The following is a 16,195-nucleotide window of genomic DNA, read 5'->3' on the forward strand; positions in this document are numbered from 1 at the left end:
CTCCTCAGGCCGTTTCCATTGCGTGGTCGACAGGCGCACTGCGCGCCGCGATCCAGCAGCCGGCGACGATCAGCACCGCACCGGCGGCCGTGAATAAAGACGGCACTTCGCCGAACACGAGGAAGCCGAACAGCGCGCCCCACAGGAAACCCGAATATTCGGTCGTCGACAGGTAGCCCGCCTCACCGCGCGCATAGGCCCATGCCAGCCCCATCATGCCGATGATGGAGAAAAATGTCGCGAGGAGCAGCGCGGGGATCTGCGTGGCTGGATATTCGGGCAAGCCGACAAACAGCCCGAGCAGCCAAAAACCCGGGCCGGCGATGGCGAAATAGAAGAACGCGATTTCGATGGGGCCGGCTTCCTGGCTTTGCTGGCGCATGAGCACGATATTCACGGCATAGAGCATCGCCGATACCAGGATGGCGAGCGATCCGATGAACGCTTCGCGCCCCAGGTCGACCTGCGTCTGCCCGAAGAAGATCACCAGCACGCCGGCAAAGGCGAGCAGCGATCCGGTCACGATGCGCTTGCCGATCTTTTCCTTGAGGAACGCGCCTGCCAGCAGCAGCGCGATCAGCGGGGCGATGAAGGCCAGCGCGATGGCCTGCGCCATCGGGACGTAGGTCAGGCCGTAGAAGAACAGGAAGCTCATCGGCACCATGATGATGCCGCGAACGAGGTGAAAACGCATCGCGCGGCGCCCGGGCCAATTCTTGCGGAAGATGAGGTAGGCGATGCCCACCAGCGGTATCGCGATCAGCGCGCGCCAGGACAGCGCCGACAAGGCGCCATAGTCGAGGCTGACCGTCTTCATTGCCGCATCCATCGCTGACAGGAAGCCGATCGCCAGGACGGCGGCGGCAAAGGCAACGGGGGGCGAGGCGCGCTTCATCCGCGTCGCCTTAGCCCAACCATATCGCTAGTTCGCGGCTTTTTTGGCGGCGACCATCGCCGCCACGTCGGCAAGCAATTTTTCGGCGTCGTAGACCCGCCCACCGACGATCGTCCACTTGACCCCGCCGACGCGCTCGAGCTGTCCGGTCTCGTCGGACAGGCGGACATGTTTGGTGCCGTAGAGCGTCTTGAAGTTCTCCAGCGGATTTTCCGGCACGACGATGAGGTCCGCCAGCATGCCCGGACGTACCAGCCCCATCGGCGCAGGCTCGCCCAGCGGATCGTAAATCTCGCTTGCGCCGTCGATCGTCGCGGCCTTGATCACCTCGAGCGGTGACAGCCCTGCTTCCTGCAGCATCTCGAGCTCGCCGATATAGGCAAAGCCCCACGTCTGGTAGATATAGCCCGGGTCGGAGCCGACGGTGACCCGCCCGCCGCGCGCTGCATAATCATCGACCAGCTGCATATATGGCCCGTAGAAGCGCCGCCACTTGACCTCGTCCTCGGTGCTCCAGTCCCAATAATAGCTGCCGTGATTGGTGAAGCTCGGCGTGTAGAAGTCCATCAGCGAGGGCAGCGTGTAATCGTCATGCCATTCGAGCGTGCGCGCCCGCATCACGTCGCGGCTGGCGACATAGATGTTCAAAGTCGGGCTGAGCGTGACGCCATTTTCGAGCAACAGATCGAGATAGGCATTCCATTGATCCGACCCCGGCGGATGAATCTGCTCGGCCAGATCGGCAACGCGCGAGAAGCGGTCCTGCTCGTCGGCATAGTTATAATCGCTCGGGAAGTCCTGGATGCGGCGTCCATCGAGCAGCGATTCAAAATGGCCGTAGAAATGCGTCATGCCCTTGAGGCCAAGTTCGGCTGCAACGCGCCCGTTCACCTCGGCAACTCCGAGCTGCCCCAGATGCGCGACCGATCCGAAGCCTTGCGCCTTGGCCTCGTCGAGCGCGGCGGCCATGATGGCGCGCGGTGTCGGGTGGAAGATCTTCATTCCCGGATAGCCCTGTGCCTTGGCCCAGCGCACCCACGCACGCGCATCTGCAGGGGTGCGCACCGGCTGGTCGCGCAGCGTGCCGAAAACCGCATAGGGGAAGATGCGCGGGGCCGTGATCTGGCCGCGTAGCTGGCGGGCGCGATCGGCCAGGCCCGCATCGCCTTCGGCCGTACCGAGCGAGACACCGCGAATACTGGTGACGCCATGCGCCAGCCAGAGGCGGTAGGCATAGTCGGGATAGGGTGCCTTGCTGGCATCGCCCAGGTGCGCATGGGTATCGACGAAACCCGGCAGCACGTACATGCCGTCGGCGTTGATGACCCGGTCCGCGTTCTCGAAACTGCCGGCGCGGCCAATGGCGCTAATTCTATTGCCCTCGATCAGGACGTCCATTGGGCCAACGGGCGGTGCGCCCGATCCATCGATCACGATAGCGCCGCTGATCACCAGCCGCTCATAGGGGCCCCCGGCATCATTGGCGCGCGCCGCAGGCGTCGGCTGGAGTTGCGCCATCGCAGGCTGCGAAAACATGGAGAAGGCCAGCAAGCCCGCGAAGCATCGGAACAATGTTTTCATGCGCAACTGCATTGCGCGGGCGGACCCGCTTGGCAAGCGTCAGCGGATGACCATCTTCCCGTCTTTCATTTCGATCGAGCGCATCTCGTTGAGAAAGCTCTGCCCCAGCAGCGAGATATCGGAACCTTCGAGCACCGCGCCGCGCACATTGCGCACTCGCTTGCCCTTGAGGCTGATCGAATCGATCGTGACCAACTGCCCGCGAACCGGGCCCGAAGCGCCCGATCCGATGACCGAGAAACGACTGCGATCGAAGCTGATGCCCACTTTACGCGCATCGGCTTCGGTCAGCGCGACCATCGATGCACCGGTGTCGACCAGGAAATCGATGGTCCGACCATTGACGCTCACATCGGCAAAATAGTGGCCTTGGCGGCGTTCGAGCACGACCAAACCGGCGTGCCCCGATGCCGTGGTGACGACGCTAGCCGGAGCCGACCGGGACGCCGTTGCGCCGCCCGCACGCGCCTCGCGCGCCGCCTTGGCCCATGCATCCTCGTCGGGCGCCTGCTCGACCATCTGCTCGGGCGCATCCGAGCCGCCGCGCGGCACCGCGACTGCAACGAACATCGCAAATCCGATCGTGCCGAGGGCAAACTTCTTCATGCCATGAGGCTAGGAGCGGGATGTAAAGGAAGCCCTAAGGGCGAAATCGGGCGTTTTCGTCCGCCATCGCAAGCATCGAGGCCGCGTGGCGCTGCGCAACGGCGTGCTGGTCGTTACCATAGCCGCCGCCGAGTGCGCTTGCGACAGGGATGCCGCGGCAGCGTGCCGCGCCCACGACCATACGGTCACGCGCTGCAATCCCAGCATCGCTCAGCGCGAGGCGTCCCAGCTTGTCATCGACATGCGGATCGACGCCTGCCTGATAGAGCATGAGATCGGGTGCGATGTCCTCGATCAGGGGCAGCAGCGCTCTTTCGAGCGTCTCCAGGTAGTCGTCGTCGCCGATGCCGTCGGGCAAGCCGATATCGTGATCGGAGCGCGCCTTGCGCACCGGGAAATTCTTCTCCGAATGCATCGAGAAGGTCTTGATGTCAGAACGTGTCGCGGTCAGGCTGGCAGTCCCATCGCCCTGGTGGACGTCGAGATCGACAATCAGGATGCGGCTCGCGTGACCCTCGTCGATCAGCCGGTTGGATGCCACGGCTAGGTCGTTAAAGACGCAGTAGCCGGCCCCCGTATCGTAGAGCGCATGATGGCTTCCCGCCGCGCTGTTGGCAGCATAGCCGTGCTGCTTGGCGAGCAGTGCCGCCAGATAGGTGCCCCCATTGGTGTGGCGGACGCGGCTGGCGATCTGCGGCGTGACGGGAAAGCCGATACGCCGCTCCTTCTCACGCGGGACGCGCGCCGCGAACACTTCGTCGACATAATCCGGGTCATGCACCGCCGCGAGCCATTCGCGCGGCATGGGATCGGGCGCGTATTCGGTGATCGGCGCGCCGCTGCCGCGCAGCGCTTCCATGACGAGATAATATTTGTCGAAACGAAAAGTCCCGCGTTCGGGGCGCGGCGCCATGTAATCGGCATGATGCACGACGTGGAGCAGGGTCAGTCCTCGCGCGCGTTCTGGATCAGCTGCATGAGCGCCGGCACACCCTGTTTGGCCAAGGTGCGATAATCGCCGAGCGCTCCCAGCAACTCGGGGCGCTCGGCCTGGACTTTGGCAATCGTACGCGCCGCAGGATCGAGCCGCGATTGGCCGAGCCATTCGGCAAGGTTCGGTTCACGCGCCCAGCGCATGCGGTTCGTGAGATTGCCCAAGGTAGCGGTCAGGTATGCCGCACATCCCTGCTTAACCGCGATGGGTTGGGCGAGTGCATTGCGCGCATCGTCATTGTCGCGGTGCACCTCGATCCACGCGGTCAGAGCTGCTCCGAACACTACCAGCGGCGCGAACAGCGCTTGCACCACGATCTTGCCGTCCTGGAAGACCGGCACGCTGTCCTTGTCCGCAACCGCGCTGGCGGTGCAGTCGATGAAAAGACTATCGTCGGGAACGGCGTGCGATCCGTCTTCCATCTCGATCAGGCCCGGCGCGATGCGCGAAACACGGCTGCCGCGGATGACGTGGTCGATGGCCCGTAGCGCCTCGACTTCGCCTTCGGAAATCGTCGCGAAGAAGAACTTGGTCGGCTGCACGTCGGGATCGAGGCGCAGCATGTGTCCGCCCTTCCCCAGCTCGAGAAAAAAGCCCTCGACATTGTCGGCCGCGATCGCGGCGCGCATCAAGGCCGACTGGAAATCGATCGTGCCCTCGAAAAACTCCAATCCCGGCTGCGTAAAGCGGCGATTGATCATCCAGCTGTCGCGCGGGCGTACCCAGGTGATGCGCTCAGGCGCAACATCATGACCAAGCAGCCAGCCGGCCGTGTCCATCGCGGTCTTCCCGCCACCCAAGACTACGAAATGCGACGGCACCGCGTCGGGATCGCGCACCAGGTTGGGCAATTCTCCCGTAGGCATGAAGCGCGTTCCAGGCTCGATCTCAAAGCGCGGCGTGTGGGTGGCGGGAACCTGTGTATCGAAATAGGTTGTATCGACGACCCGCTTTATCGCCTCAACCATCCTCTGCTCACCCGACAGGATACCGACGCAGCGGCCGCCACCGCGATAATCGGTCATCGGCCAGAAAGTAACCCGTCCGCTCTCGATAAACTTGCGCATCGCGCGCTCGTAATAGGCCAGCACCTCGGCGCACCCGGCCAGTTCGTAATAGCCCTCGTTGGGGCCCGAGCGGTCGATTTCGCCGCGCCCCAACTCAAGGCCCTCGACGCCATAAAAGGCGCTCGGCTGGTGCAGCCGCACGAACGGATAGGCGTCGTTCCAGTGCCCGCCAGGCACATCATGCCGATCGACGATCAGGACGGTGGCGTCAGGGTCTTCTGCGATCAGCGTATCGACAAAGGCCATGCCCACTGCGCCGGCACCGATGACGAGATAATCGACCGTGGGGAGCGCGTCCGACACGTTGCTGCCCTCAGCGCGCTTGCGGCGCCATGGCGGCGAGAAACGCGTAAATCGTATCTTCGTCGCGACTGGCAGCATCGGTCCAGCCGGTGACATCGTCCAACGGATTGAGCCGTTCGCCTTCGCCGGTCAGGATAAAGACATTGGGCGTGCCGATCAGCTTGTCGACCCCGAAGCGGCGCGCGACTTCCATGTTGTTTGCCGCATCCTCGCGCGGCTTGCCCGCATCGATGAACACCGGGACGTAGGATCGATCCACCAGCGCGGCGAAGCGCGGTGTTTCGAGAAGCCCGGCGAGCCCGCGCGAATCGTGGCACCAATTGGCCCCCATCACGAGCAAGACATGCCGCCCCGATGCCTGCGCCTGCGCCATCGCCGCATCGACCGCCGCCATCGCGTCCGCATGCATGTCGTAGGGCGTTGCCGAATGGGTTTCGTGATGCATGGCTGATGGCGCCTCGCCATGCGGCGCTGCGCATCCGGCCACCCAAGCGGCGGCGATCAGGACCGCAAGCTGCCTCAATGCGAAGGCACGAAGGCTTCGGCCTCGCCTGCTTCGATTTTCGCCGCCTTTTCCTCGACCAGCCGCACGATGTGATCGACCATCGTCTCGTTCTCGATATGGTGATCCTTCACGCCCGAGAGATAGACCATGTGGCTGCCATTGCCGCCGCCGGTTACGCCGATGTCGGTTTCACGCGCTTCACCGGGTCCATTGACCACGCAGCCGAGCACCGACAGGCTCATCGGCGTCTTGATATGCTGTAACCGTTCTTCGAGCGTCTGCACCGTGCGGATGACGTCGAAACCCTGCCGCGCGCAGGACGGGCAGGAAACGACGCGAACGCCGCGCGACCGCAGCCCCAGACTTTTGAGGATTTCAAAGCCGACGCGGACTTCCTCTTCGGGCTCCGCCGAGAGCGACACGCGGATCGTATCGCCGATCCCCGCCCACAGCAGCGACCCGATGCCGAGCGCCGATTTGACCGTGCCGCCGATCAGCCCGCCCGCCTCGGTAATGCCAAGGTGCAGCGGGCAATCGACCTGGTACGCAAGCTCGGTATAAGCCGCGACCGCGAGCATCAGGTCCGATGCCTTCACCGCGACCTTGAAGTCGTGAAAATCGTGGTCCTGCAGGATCTTGATATGATCCATCGCGCTCTCGACCAGCGCGTCGGGACAGGGCTCACCATATTTTTCGAGCAGGTCTTTCTCGAGGCTGCCGGCATTGACGCCGATGCGGATCGCGCACCCGTTGGCCTTTGCCGCGGCGATGACCTCCTTCACCCGCGCATCCGAGCCGATATTGCCCGGGTTGATGCGCAGGCAGGCAGCGCCCGCATCCGCTGCTTCGAGCGCGCGCTTGTAGTGAAAATGGATGTCGGCCACGATCGGCACGCTCGCCGCCTTGCAGATTTCGGGCATCGCCGCGGTGCTATCGGTATCGGGGCACGACACGCGGATAATGTCGGCGCCTGCGTCCTCGCAGCGCCGGATCTGATCGATCGTCGCCTTGGCATCGGCAGTCGGCGTGTTGGTCATCGTCTGCACGGAAATCGGCGCATCGCCGCCTACCGGCACCTTGCCGACCATGATCTGGCGCGATTTCCGGCGCTCGATGGTGCGCCATGGTCTGATCTGGGACATGGGGACGATATAGGCGCCTTCCTTCGCGAAGGTAAGGCTCCCTATTGCCAATCCGCATCTGATAGCCACAAATGCCGGCATGGAATTGACCGACGCCATCGCGGAAGAAGCCACGCCGCTCCTGTTCGGGCGCATTCTCGACGGCAAGGGCGGCGGCAGACCGATCCTGTGGGACGAAGCCAGCAGCTGGCAGCCCGCTTCGAGCGAAGAAGTCATGTGGGTCCATTTGTGCCGTACCCACGCGGACGTCGAAGCTTGGCTCGAAACCTATCTCGATATTCCCGAACCGATCGCCGAAATGATGGTCGACGACGGCAATCGCCCCCGTGCGAGCAAGGAAGGCGACACGCTGGTCGCGGTGCTGCGCGGCATCAATTTCAACGCCGGCGCCGAGCCCGAGGACATGGTCTCGATGCAGCTCTGGTCCGATGGCATGCGCGTGGTGACCTTGCGCCGCGTACCGATGCAGACCCCGCGCGAGGTATTGGCGGACATCGATGCCGGTGACGGGCCGACCGATGCGGCGTCGCTGGTCACCGAACTTGTCGAGCAAATCATCACCCGCATGAGCAAATCGATCGTCGACATGAATGCGGTGATCGACGAGCTTGAAGATGCCGATATCGACGATGAAGGCGAGACGATCCTCAGGCGCACGAGCAGTATCCGGCGCAATTGCCTCGCGCTCAAGCGCCACATGGGGCCGCAGCACAGCGCGCTTGAACAGATCGCGCGCGCCTCGCTCTCTTGGTTCGACGAACATGACCGGCGCGAAATATCCGAAACGATCGAGCGGCTGCGGCGCTATCTTGACGATATCGACGTGTCGAAGGAATCGGCACTGGTGTTGCAGGACGAACTGCGATCGCGCGCCCTGGCATCCTCGGAGAAGACAAACTTCCTGCTCACGCTGGTCGCCTCGATCTTCCTGCCGCTCGGCTTCCTGACCGGACTGCTCGGCATCAATGTCGGCGGAATGCCCGGCACCGATAGCAGCAGCGCCTTCTGGAATGTGGTCTACATCTGCCTCGGGCTGCTGGTCGTGCAGCTGGCGTTGTTCTACTCGTGGCGTTGGTGGACCAGCCGCTAACGGAGCGTTTCGCCCCGTTCGCGCATTACGGCAGGGAAGGAGAATTTCCATGCCCACTACCCTCATCACCGGCGGCAATCGCGGCATCGGCCGCGAGCTTGTCGAGCAATATGCCAATGACGGCTGGAACGTCATCACCACCGCCCGCGATCAGCGCGACATCGCCGATCTCAACCGCATCGACAATGTCGAGGCCCACCGCCTCGACGTGGCCGAGGAGAACGAGATCGACCGCTTCGTGGGCGAGCTCGGCGACGAGCCGATCGACGTCTTCATCAACAATGCCGGGATGTACGGGCCGCGCACGCCCAAGCGCGACGAATGGCTCGAACTGATGAACGTCAATGTCATCGCCCCGACGCTGCTGGCCCAGCGCCTCAAGGACAAGGTTGCCGCCTCCGAGCAGAAGAAAATGGCGGTGGTAACCTCGAAGATGGGCTCGATCGCCGATAATGGATCGGGCGGGTCGATCCCCTATCGATCGTCCAAGGCCGCCGTGAACGCGGCGTGGAAGAGCCTTGCGCTCGATTACAAGGACGACGGCATCAGCGCGGTGATGCTGCACCCGGGCTGGGTGCAGACTGACATGGGCGGCCCCAACGCACTGATCGATACCGCGACCAGCGCCAGCGGCATGCGCGAGCAGATCGAACAGACGAGCCTCGACAATACGGGCCGCTTTGTCGACTATGCCGGCAAGAAAATTCCCTGGTAAATCGTAAGGACCCCAACATGCCCAAAGCCGCATCGACACTCGCTGCCTGCATCGCCATGGCGCTGGCCACCCCCGCGCAGGCCGAGGACTGGAGCCTTGTCATCCATGGCGGTGCCGGCACCATCCAGCGCGATGCGATGACGCCGGAAAAGGATGCGGAAATCCGCGCCGCGCTCGATGCAGCGCTGGAGGCAGGGTCGGCGGTGCTGCGTGAGGGCGGCTCCTCGCTCGATGCAGTGACGGCCGCGATCAACATCCTTGAGGATGATCCCAACTTCAACGCTGGGCGCGGTGCGGTCTTTACGTGGGACGAGACCAATTCGCTCGACGCCTCGATCATGCGCGGCGATACGCTGGCAGCGGGCGCGGTCGCGGGCGCCAGCACCACGCGCCACCCGATCGATCTTGCGCGCAAGGTGATGGAAGAAAGCCCGCACGTGCTGTTGTCGGGCGAAGGCGCCGACCAGTTCGCGCGCGAGCAGGGCCTCGAACAGGTCGATCCGAGCTTCTTTTTTACGCAGGAGCGTTACGACGCGCTGGTGCGCTTCAAGGCACATGCGATGCAGGAACAACAGACCAGCCAGATCGATGTCGACTACAAGTTCGGCACGGTCGGCGCGGTGGCGATGGACCAAAGCGGCGTCATTACAGCGGGGACGTCGACAGGCGGCATGACCGGCAAGCGCTGGGGGCGCATCGGTGACAGCCCAATCATCGGGGCTGGAACGTATGCCAATGCGAGCTGCGGTGTTTCGGCGACCGGGACAGGCGAGATCTTTATCCGACTGGCGGTTGCCTATCGGATTTGCGCGGGATCCGCTTGGGCCGAAACCCCCGAACCGGTCGCGAGTGTAAGAGAAGAAGCGATCGCGGCGCTTATGGGTGAGGTGAACAACCAGACCAAAACCAACGCCGACCTGGCGATCAATGCCGTCGGCGAACTTGGTGGATCGGGCGGTGTCATTTTCCTGAGTTCAGACGGCGCCCCCGGATGGTCGTTCGATACGCCCGGCATGTATCGCGGCAGCGCGACCAGCGATGGCGAGAAGGTCGTCGCGATTTATGGCGACGAGGAATAGCCGCTCACCAGGTGCCCTTGTCCTTGCCCCAGCGCCATTTGACGCCGCCCTTGGTAGTCTTGACCACGATCAGGACGAAGATCGCGGTGACTGGGATGATGATCGCGAACAGCGCCAGCGGCGAACGTTCTGCCAGCAGCAGTGCGCTGCTGCAGATGATCGTCAAATAGCCGGCCAGCAGCGCCCAGCCCTGCCAGGCGCAGGGCAGGCTCGCGCCCCAGCCATAGCGTTTGGCGTAGAACCATTCGGGTCCACCACCGGTGTCTCCCATCAGACCATGCCTTTCATGATCGCGACGCCGGTCACCAGCATCGCGATGGAAAGAATGAGGAAAGCCCGCGCCGTCTGCGGCTCCATCCAACGATACATCATGTTTAATCTCCCTTCTTGGGCGGGCGGCCGCGCTTGGGCGGCGCGCCCGGTGGCTTGAGTTCGACCCCGCGCGCTTTCATCGCTTCGCGCAGCAGGATCTCGACCTCGGCGTTGACCGACCTCAGGTCGGTCGCCGCCATGCGTTCGACCGCATCCCAGAGATCGGGATCCACGCGCAGGGGAAAGGCTTTGCGTTGCTTGGCCATGGGCCGCTCGGCTGTCCTTAGGTATACAGGCTGCCGGCGTTGACGACGGGCTGCGTGTCACGCTCGCTGCACAGCACCACCATCAGGTTCGACACCATGGCCGCCCGGCGCTCGTCATCCAGTTCGACGACATCGCGCTTGGACAGATCGGCCAGCGCCATCTCGACCATGCCGACCGCGCCTTCGACCAGGGTCTTGCGCGCAGCCACCACGGCCTCGGCCTGCTGGCGGCGGAGCATCGCACCGGCGATTTCCTGCGCATAGGCAAGGTGGGTAAAGCCGCATTCGTCGACCGTGATCCCCGCAACCACGAGCCGTTCGCGCAGCTCGGCGAGCAGTTCCACGCCGACCTCGTCGATATGACCACGCAGCGTCACGTCGTCATGGTCGAAATCGTCATAGGGATAGCGCGCGCCGATGGTACGGATCGCAGCTTCCACCTGGACGCGGACGAATTCCTTATAGTCGTCGACGTCGAAAGTCGCCTGCGCGGTATCGACGACGCGCCAGACGATCTGGGCGGCCATCTCGATCGGGTTACCGCGAAGGTCGTTCACCTTGATCTTGTCGGAAATGAAGTTGTTGGCGCGCACCGACACCTTGTGCCGCATCATCCACGGCAGCACCCAGCGCAATCCATCCTTGCGATCGGTGCCCTTGTAGGTGCCGAACAGCGTGATCACCGCGCCCTGGTTGGGCTGCAGCATGTAAAAACCCGACGCCACGAAGATCAGCGCCAGCGGAAGGACGCCCACGGCGACAAAGAGCCAGAGCGCCGTGCCATCGGTTTGCACGAGCCGGATGATCGCCCAGACCTGGGCGATGATAATCAGCAGCATCGCAAGCAGCATACCGTACCCACTCGACGTGGAAGCGGCACGCTCGTCGCTCGCATTGAGGCCAAGCACATGAGCCATTTCGATTCTCCTTTTATTTGATATCATATTTATATCGTAGCGATACGAGAGTCAATATGGGTGGCCGCGGCCCCGTTGGCGGCGTAGGAGACGCCTCATGTGGAAGTTGATGATTCATGGGGGCGCCGGGTCGATGCGCCCGGGCAAGCTCGATGCCGACCAGGAAAAGGCAGCGCGCGCCGGGCTTGGCGATGCGCTCGAGACGGGCAAGATGGTGCTGGCGGCAGGCGGCAGCGCGGTCGATGCGGTCGAGGCGGCTGCGCGTGTGCTTGAAGAGGATCCCGCCTTCAACGCGGGCAAGGGCAGCGTGCTCGCCCATGACGGACATGTCGAATGCGACGCCGCCATCATGGACGGACGCGATCGCCGCGCCGGCGCGGTCGCGGGCCTGCGCACTACCCGCGCACCGATCACGGCGGCGCGCAAGGTCATGGAAGACAGTCCCCACGTCCTGATGGGGCGCGGCGGGGCGGAGGAATTCGCGCTCGAACAGGGGCTGGAACAGGTGCCGAACACCTGGTTCGTGACGGCCGAACGCCGCCGCCAGCTCGACGAGCTACTGGCCAAGGGCTCAGAGGCTTTCGATGCCGAGATCAAATACGGCACGATCGGCGCGGTTGCGGTCGACAATGACGGCCATGTCGCCGCTGCCACCTCGACCGGCGGGCTGACCGCCAAAAGGTGGGGCCGGATCGGCGATTCGCCGCTGATCGGCGCCGGCACCTACGCCGATGATCGCGCCGCGGCCGTGTCCGCAACCGGGCTTGGCGAAGTCTTCATCCGCGCCGCGGCCGCGCACGATGTGTGCGCGCGCATGCGCTATTGTTCGGACGACCTCCAGACCGCACTCGACAAGGTGCTTGCAGATATCAAGGCAATGGGCGGCACTGGCGGGCTGATTGCAGTGAGCCCTTCGGGTGAAGCGGCATGGAGCCACACGACGCCCGGCATGTACCGCGCGGTGATCGGCGAGGATGTCCGCAAAATCGCGATATACGGCGACGAAGACTAGTCCTGCCGAAAAGGCAGGGCCTCGCGCGCCCACTCCATCTCGCGCGAAATCGCGGCACGCTCGCCTTCGACGAAGCGCTCGATCGCGTCGCGAAATTCCCGATGCGGAATGTAGTGCGCCGACCGCGTGATCACGGGTTCGTAACCGCGCTTTAGCTTGTGTTCGCCCTGCGCACCTGCTTGCACCACCGCGACCTTGTTTTCGATCGCCCACTCTATGGCGCGGTAATAACTCAGCTCGAAATGGAGGAAGGGCAGCTCCTCGCTGCACCCCCAATAGCGGCCGTAGAGCACGTCATCGCCGATGATGTTGAGCGCGCCCGCCACCGGGATGCCATCGCGCCGCGCCAGGAACATCAGCGCGCTATCGCCGAACGTGTCGACCAGCCCGTCGAAGAAGCCGCGGGTCAGATAGGGCTGACCCCATTTGCGCGCGCCCGTGTCCTGGTAGAACAGCCACATCGCGTCGATGGCCTCGCCGCCTATCGCACCGCCGCGCAGCGTCTCGATGGTCAGGCCTTCGATGGCCCGCGCGCGCTCCTTGCGGATCGCCTTGCGCTTGCGGCTCGACAGCGCGGCGAGAAAATCCTCGAAACTGGCGTAGTCGCGGTTGAACCAGTGAAACTGGATGCCGTCGCGGATCAGCCAGTCGCGCGCTTCGAACGCCGCGATGTCCGCGTCCTCGAGAAAGGTCGCGTGCGCGCTCGAAAGATTGTTTTGGCGCGTCACCGTTTCGAGCGCGGCAATCAGCGCAGCCGTGTCGCTCCCCAACAAGCGCGGCCCCGGGCAGGGCGTAAAGGGAACGCTCAGCTGGAGCTTCGGGTAATAGTCGCCGCCCGCGCGATGCCACGCATCCGCCCAAGCATGGTCGAACACATACTCGCCCTGGCTATGGCTCTTGAGAAAGGCGGGTGCGGCGGCGCGAAGCGCGCCATCGCGCTCGACGGTGACGTAGAGCGGCGACCATCCGGTCCCCTCTCCAACGCTGCCCGAAGTTTCAAGCAGGCGGTAGAATGCATGGCGCAAAAAGGGGTCGTCAGACCCTGCCAGCGCGTCCCATGCAGCCGCGTCCACGCCCTCGATCGAGGGGTGGATCTTGGCCAGGACTTGCGTGTCGCTTTCCGCCATGCCCTAATAATGGGGACGAAGGGCGGCGCGCGGAAGGGGACTATTCGACGAGCTTGACGACCGCGTCGACCTCGACCGCGACGCCGAGTGGCAGCGTGTTCACGCCAACCGCGGCGCGCGCATGGCGGCCGGCCTCGCCGAACACTTCTTCCATCAGGTCAGACGCACCATTTATCACCTTGGGCTGGTCGATGAAATCGGGCGCCGAGTTGACGAACCCGCCGAGCTTGACGATCCGCTCGACCCTGTCGAGCGAGCCGAGCGCTGCCTTCATCTGCGCGAGCAGCATGATGCCGCAGCGGCGTGCCGCTGCCTGCCCGGCTTCGAGATGCATGTTCTCGCCCAGCGTGCCGTTGATCAGGCTGCCGTCCTCGGCAAAGCTGATCTGCCCCGAAATGTAGAGGAAGCCGCCGGCTTCCACTGCGGGAAGGTAGGAAGCGACCGGTGCGGCGGCCTCGGGAAGGGTGATGCCGGTGTCGGCAAGGCGTTGTTCGTGGCTCATGATCTTGTCCTGTAGTTAGTCGCGGTGAACCGCAAAGCCGGCAAAGCTCTGGCTTGTCGGCATCAGTTCGAGGCGGTTGATATTAAGATGCGGGGGCAGAGAGGCGACCCAGTGGATCGCGTTCGCGATATCTTTCGCCGTCATCGGGTTCATGTCGGCATAAAGCGTGTCGCTGGCCTCTTTGTCGCCCTCGGTACGTACCAGCGTGAATTCGGTCTCGACCATGCCGGGCTCTATCGAGGTCACCCGCACCCCGGTGCCCGACAGGTCCGAACGCAGCGACAGGCTGAATTGCGTCAGGAATGCCTTGGTCGCGCCGTAAACCGCGCCGCCGCGATAGGGATAGCTCCCAGCGACCGAGGCGAGATTGATGATCGCGCCCTTGTTGTCGATCAGCGTCGGCAAGAGATGGCGGGTAATCGCGATCAGCCCGTCCATATTGGTTCGCATCGCGTTCAGCTGCTTGTCGAGATCGGCGTTCTGGAAATCGTCCATCGGCGGCGCAAGGCCTGCATTATTGAGCAGCAAGCTGACGTCGCGCCAGCCCTTGGGCAATTGGCGCACGATGCGACCCAGGTCCTCAAGGTCGCGCATGTCGCTGACGATCGGGTGGAAGGCGCTGCCGAATTTCTCGGCGAGGGTATCGAGACGCTCCTTGCGCCGTCCGGTGCCGATGACCTTCCAGCCATCACCGATTAAGACCTCGGTCGTCGCAGCGCCGATGCCGGCCGTTGCGCCTGTAATGAAAGCGATCTTGCTCATTTTCCCTCCAGTCGGTCGATCAGCCAGCCTGTCGCGGTGCCCCAGTCATCGATCCGCGCATCCGCATGCTGCGCGTCCTCGATATTGGGTGCAAGCCGCGGCTCGGCCACCATGTGCAGCCGCCAGACGTCCGGATTATACTTGGCGACGCTTTTATGCTGGAAGGCGAGGTCATCGACGAAGGCGGCGCGCGGCGCGCCATATTGGTCGACCAGCGCCTTGGCCGGGCGCCCCTTGCCGCCGCGATTGGTCACGACCTCATGGCGGATGCCGAGTTTCTCGAGCTGCGCCACGCGGTAATGATGCGCCTCGTCACCGATATTGGTGAGGATCACGATGTCCGCCACTTCGCCGATCGTCCCCAAAGCCTCCAGCGCACCCGGCACCAGCGTCTGGCGGTCCATCCCCTCCCGGAAAAAAGCTTCGAGCAAGGGCCAGACCTGGTCTTCTGGAACGACATCGCCGCTGACGCGATAGGTCAGCGCGTCGGCGAACTGGCCGCTTGCGAAGGCGAAATCGATGCCATGTTCCTCGCCCAGCCAGTCATCGAAATGACTGACCATGTGCAATAGCACTTCATCGCAATCGGAAATGAGGAGCGGACGGCTCATGATGCCTCCAGGGCACGGCGGGCTGCCACCAGCCGTTCGGGCGCCACGTCGAGATCGGCCGCCACCGCAAGCAGATCGGGCTCGTGGCTTTCAAGAAAGGTGAGGCATGCCGCCAGCAGCCCCGGATCGCCAAGTCGCGCGCGCAATTCATCGGCTCCCAGCCCGGTCAGCGCTAGCAGGCGTTCGGCCCGCTTGTCGTCGGCCAGCGTCGCGGCCAGCGCCTGCAGCGCCAGGGCGGCTGCATTGTCGTTTGGAGCTTTGGGCGTCATTGCCTAAGGTACGAACCTAATCACTGGGGGTTTCACGCGCGTGGCACGAATTTTGGTTGTCGAGGACAATGCGCTCAACATCAAGCTGTTCTGCGACCTTCTAAAGGCGCACGGCCATGATGTGAATGGCGTGATGGACAGCCGCGAGGCGATGGACGCTGCACGCGCGCACGACCCGGAACTGGTGATTACCGATATCCAGCTGCCGCATATCGATGGCATCGAACTGATGAAGATGCTGCGCGCCGAGAAGAAATTCGCCGCCGTGCCGATCATGGCGGTGACGGCCTACGCGGGTGAAGGCGATGACGAACGCATCCGCGCGGCAGGCGCGAACGCCTATCTTGAAAAACCGATCAGCGTCATGAGGTTTGCGGAATCGGTCGCGGCGTTACTCGAACCCGCGCCAGACAAAGAAAAAGGGGCCGACACCGACCCCT

General features: G+C 63.7%; 19 protein-coding genes and 1 pseudogene. 5 read left to right on the forward strand and 15 right to left on the reverse strand.

What is annotated here, in order from left to right:
• Positions 1-4: 4 nt before the first annotated feature.
• From NUX07_RS00700 to ispG, 7 genes are all read right to left on the reverse strand, one after another.
• Positions 5-895: a DMT family transporter gene (locus NUX07_RS00700; protein ID WP_265528093.1), complete on the reverse strand. Its 891-nt coding sequence runs from the start codon at positions 893-895 to the stop codon at positions 5-7.
• A 27-nt stretch (positions 896-922) separates the two neighbouring features.
• Positions 923-2,476: an amidohydrolase family protein gene (locus NUX07_RS00705; protein WP_265528094.1), complete on the reverse strand. Its 1,554-nt coding sequence runs from the start codon at positions 2,474-2,476 to the stop codon at positions 923-925.
• A 39-nt stretch (positions 2,477-2,515) separates the two neighbouring features.
• The gene (locus NUX07_RS00710; RefSeq protein WP_265528095.1) at positions 2,516-3,082 is read right to left on the reverse strand and encodes a retropepsin-like aspartic protease family protein; all 567 of its coding nucleotides are present in this window, start codon (positions 3,080-3,082) and stop codon (positions 2,516-2,518) included.
• A 34-nt stretch (positions 3,083-3,116) separates the two neighbouring features.
• Complete coding sequence (locus NUX07_RS00715) at positions 3,117-3,995, reverse strand: histone deacetylase family protein (protein ID WP_265528096.1); 879 nt, start codon at positions 3,993-3,995, stop codon at positions 3,117-3,119.
• Between the two features lie 32 nt (positions 3,996-4,027).
• A complete protein-coding gene (locus NUX07_RS00720) occupies positions 4,028-5,446 on the reverse strand; it encodes an NAD(P)-binding protein (RefSeq protein ID WP_265528097.1) in 1,419 nt (472 codons plus the stop codon).
• 10 nt (positions 5,447-5,456) lie between these two features.
• Positions 5,457-5,891 (reverse strand): thioredoxin family protein, encoded by a 435-nt coding sequence (locus NUX07_RS00725; RefSeq protein ID WP_265528098.1) that lies wholly within the window; start codon positions 5,889-5,891, stop codon positions 5,457-5,459.
• Between the two features lie 74 nt (positions 5,892-5,965).
• Positions 5,966-7,093: a flavodoxin-dependent (E)-4-hydroxy-3-methylbut-2-enyl-diphosphate synthase gene (gene ispG / locus NUX07_RS00730; protein WP_265528099.1), complete on the reverse strand. Its 1,128-nt coding sequence runs from the start codon at positions 7,091-7,093 to the stop codon at positions 5,966-5,968.
• Between the two features lie 79 nt (positions 7,094-7,172).
• Between ispG and NUX07_RS00735 the strand changes: the two genes are divergently transcribed.
• From NUX07_RS00735 to NUX07_RS00745, 3 genes are read left to right on the forward strand one after another with little or no spacing between them, the layout of a single operon-like run.
• Positions 7,173-8,183 (forward strand): zinc transporter ZntB, encoded by a 1,011-nt coding sequence (locus tag NUX07_RS00735; protein WP_265528100.1) that lies wholly within the window; start codon positions 7,173-7,175, stop codon positions 8,181-8,183.
• Positions 8,184-8,232: 49 nt separating this feature from the next.
• Complete coding sequence (locus NUX07_RS00740; RefSeq protein WP_265528101.1) at positions 8,233-8,898, forward strand: SDR family oxidoreductase; 666 nt, start codon at positions 8,233-8,235, stop codon at positions 8,896-8,898.
• 17 nt (positions 8,899-8,915) lie between these two features.
• The gene (locus tag NUX07_RS00745; protein WP_265528102.1) at positions 8,916-9,977 is read left to right on the forward strand and encodes an isoaspartyl peptidase/L-asparaginase family protein; all 1,062 of its coding nucleotides are present in this window, start codon (positions 8,916-8,918) and stop codon (positions 9,975-9,977) included.
• 4 nt (positions 9,978-9,981) lie between these two features.
• Here the strand turns inward: NUX07_RS00745 and NUX07_RS00750 are convergent, their stop codons facing one another.
• The 3 genes from NUX07_RS00750 to NUX07_RS00760 form a co-directional block, all read right to left on the reverse strand.
• The gene (locus NUX07_RS00750) at positions 9,982-10,248 is read right to left on the reverse strand and encodes a hypothetical protein (protein WP_265528103.1); all 267 of its coding nucleotides are present in this window, start codon (positions 10,246-10,248) and stop codon (positions 9,982-9,984) included.
• Between the two features lie 103 nt (positions 10,249-10,351).
• Positions 10,352-10,555, reverse strand: coding sequence for a toxin-antitoxin system HicB family antitoxin (locus tag NUX07_RS00755; RefSeq protein ID WP_265528104.1), 204 nt, complete (start codon positions 10,553-10,555; stop codon positions 10,352-10,354).
• 17 nt (positions 10,556-10,572) lie between these two features.
• Positions 10,573-11,472 (reverse strand): SPFH domain-containing protein, encoded by a 900-nt coding sequence (locus NUX07_RS00760; protein ID WP_265528106.1) that lies wholly within the window; start codon positions 11,470-11,472, stop codon positions 10,573-10,575.
• A 97-nt stretch (positions 11,473-11,569) separates the two neighbouring features.
• Here NUX07_RS00760 and NUX07_RS00765 point away from each other — a divergent pair, with 97 nt between their 5' ends.
• Positions 11,570-12,484, forward strand: a complete 915-nt coding sequence (locus NUX07_RS00765) for an isoaspartyl peptidase/L-asparaginase family protein (protein WP_265528107.1) — start codon at positions 11,570-11,572, stop codon at positions 12,482-12,484.
• On the opposite strand, the gene NUX07_RS00770 is transcribed toward NUX07_RS00765, so the two are convergent.
• From NUX07_RS00770 to NUX07_RS00790, 5 genes are read right to left on the reverse strand one after another with little or no spacing between them, the layout of a single operon-like run.
• Positions 12,481-13,611, reverse strand: a complete 1,131-nt coding sequence (locus NUX07_RS00770) for a GNAT family N-acetyltransferase (RefSeq protein WP_265528108.1) — start codon at positions 13,609-13,611, stop codon at positions 12,481-12,483. The genes NUX07_RS00765 and NUX07_RS00770 overlap by 4 nt on opposite strands.
• A 40-nt stretch (positions 13,612-13,651) precedes the next feature.
• Positions 13,652-14,113: a RidA family protein gene (locus NUX07_RS00775; RefSeq protein ID WP_265528110.1), complete on the reverse strand. Its 462-nt coding sequence runs from the start codon at positions 14,111-14,113 to the stop codon at positions 13,652-13,654.
• 15 nt (positions 14,114-14,128) lie between these two features.
• Positions 14,129-14,875, reverse strand: a complete 747-nt coding sequence (locus tag NUX07_RS00780; protein ID WP_265528111.1) for an SDR family NAD(P)-dependent oxidoreductase — start codon at positions 14,873-14,875, stop codon at positions 14,129-14,131.
• Positions 14,872-15,486, reverse strand: a complete 615-nt coding sequence (locus NUX07_RS00785; RefSeq protein ID WP_265528112.1) for an HAD family hydrolase — start codon at positions 15,484-15,486, stop codon at positions 14,872-14,874. The genes NUX07_RS00780 and NUX07_RS00785 overlap by 4 nt, the downstream gene beginning before the upstream one ends.
• On the reverse strand, positions 15,483-15,755 hold the full coding sequence (locus NUX07_RS00790) for a DUF3572 family protein (RefSeq protein WP_265528113.1): 273 nt from the start codon (positions 15,753-15,755) through the stop codon (positions 15,483-15,485). Before NUX07_RS00790 ends, NUX07_RS00785 begins: the two co-directional genes overlap by 4 nt.
• Positions 15,756-15,804: 49 nt before the next feature.
• Between NUX07_RS00790 and NUX07_RS00795 the strand changes: the two are divergent.
• Positions 15,805-16,152 (forward strand): annotated as a pseudogene (locus NUX07_RS00795) (response regulator); the annotation flags it as partial.
• Between the last annotated feature and the right edge of the window lie 43 nt (positions 16,153-16,195).

Source organism: Sphingomicrobium marinum, from assembly GCF_026157105.1.
Taxonomy (GTDB): domain Bacteria; phylum Pseudomonadota; class Alphaproteobacteria; order Sphingomonadales; family Sphingomonadaceae; genus Sphingomicrobium; species Sphingomicrobium marinum.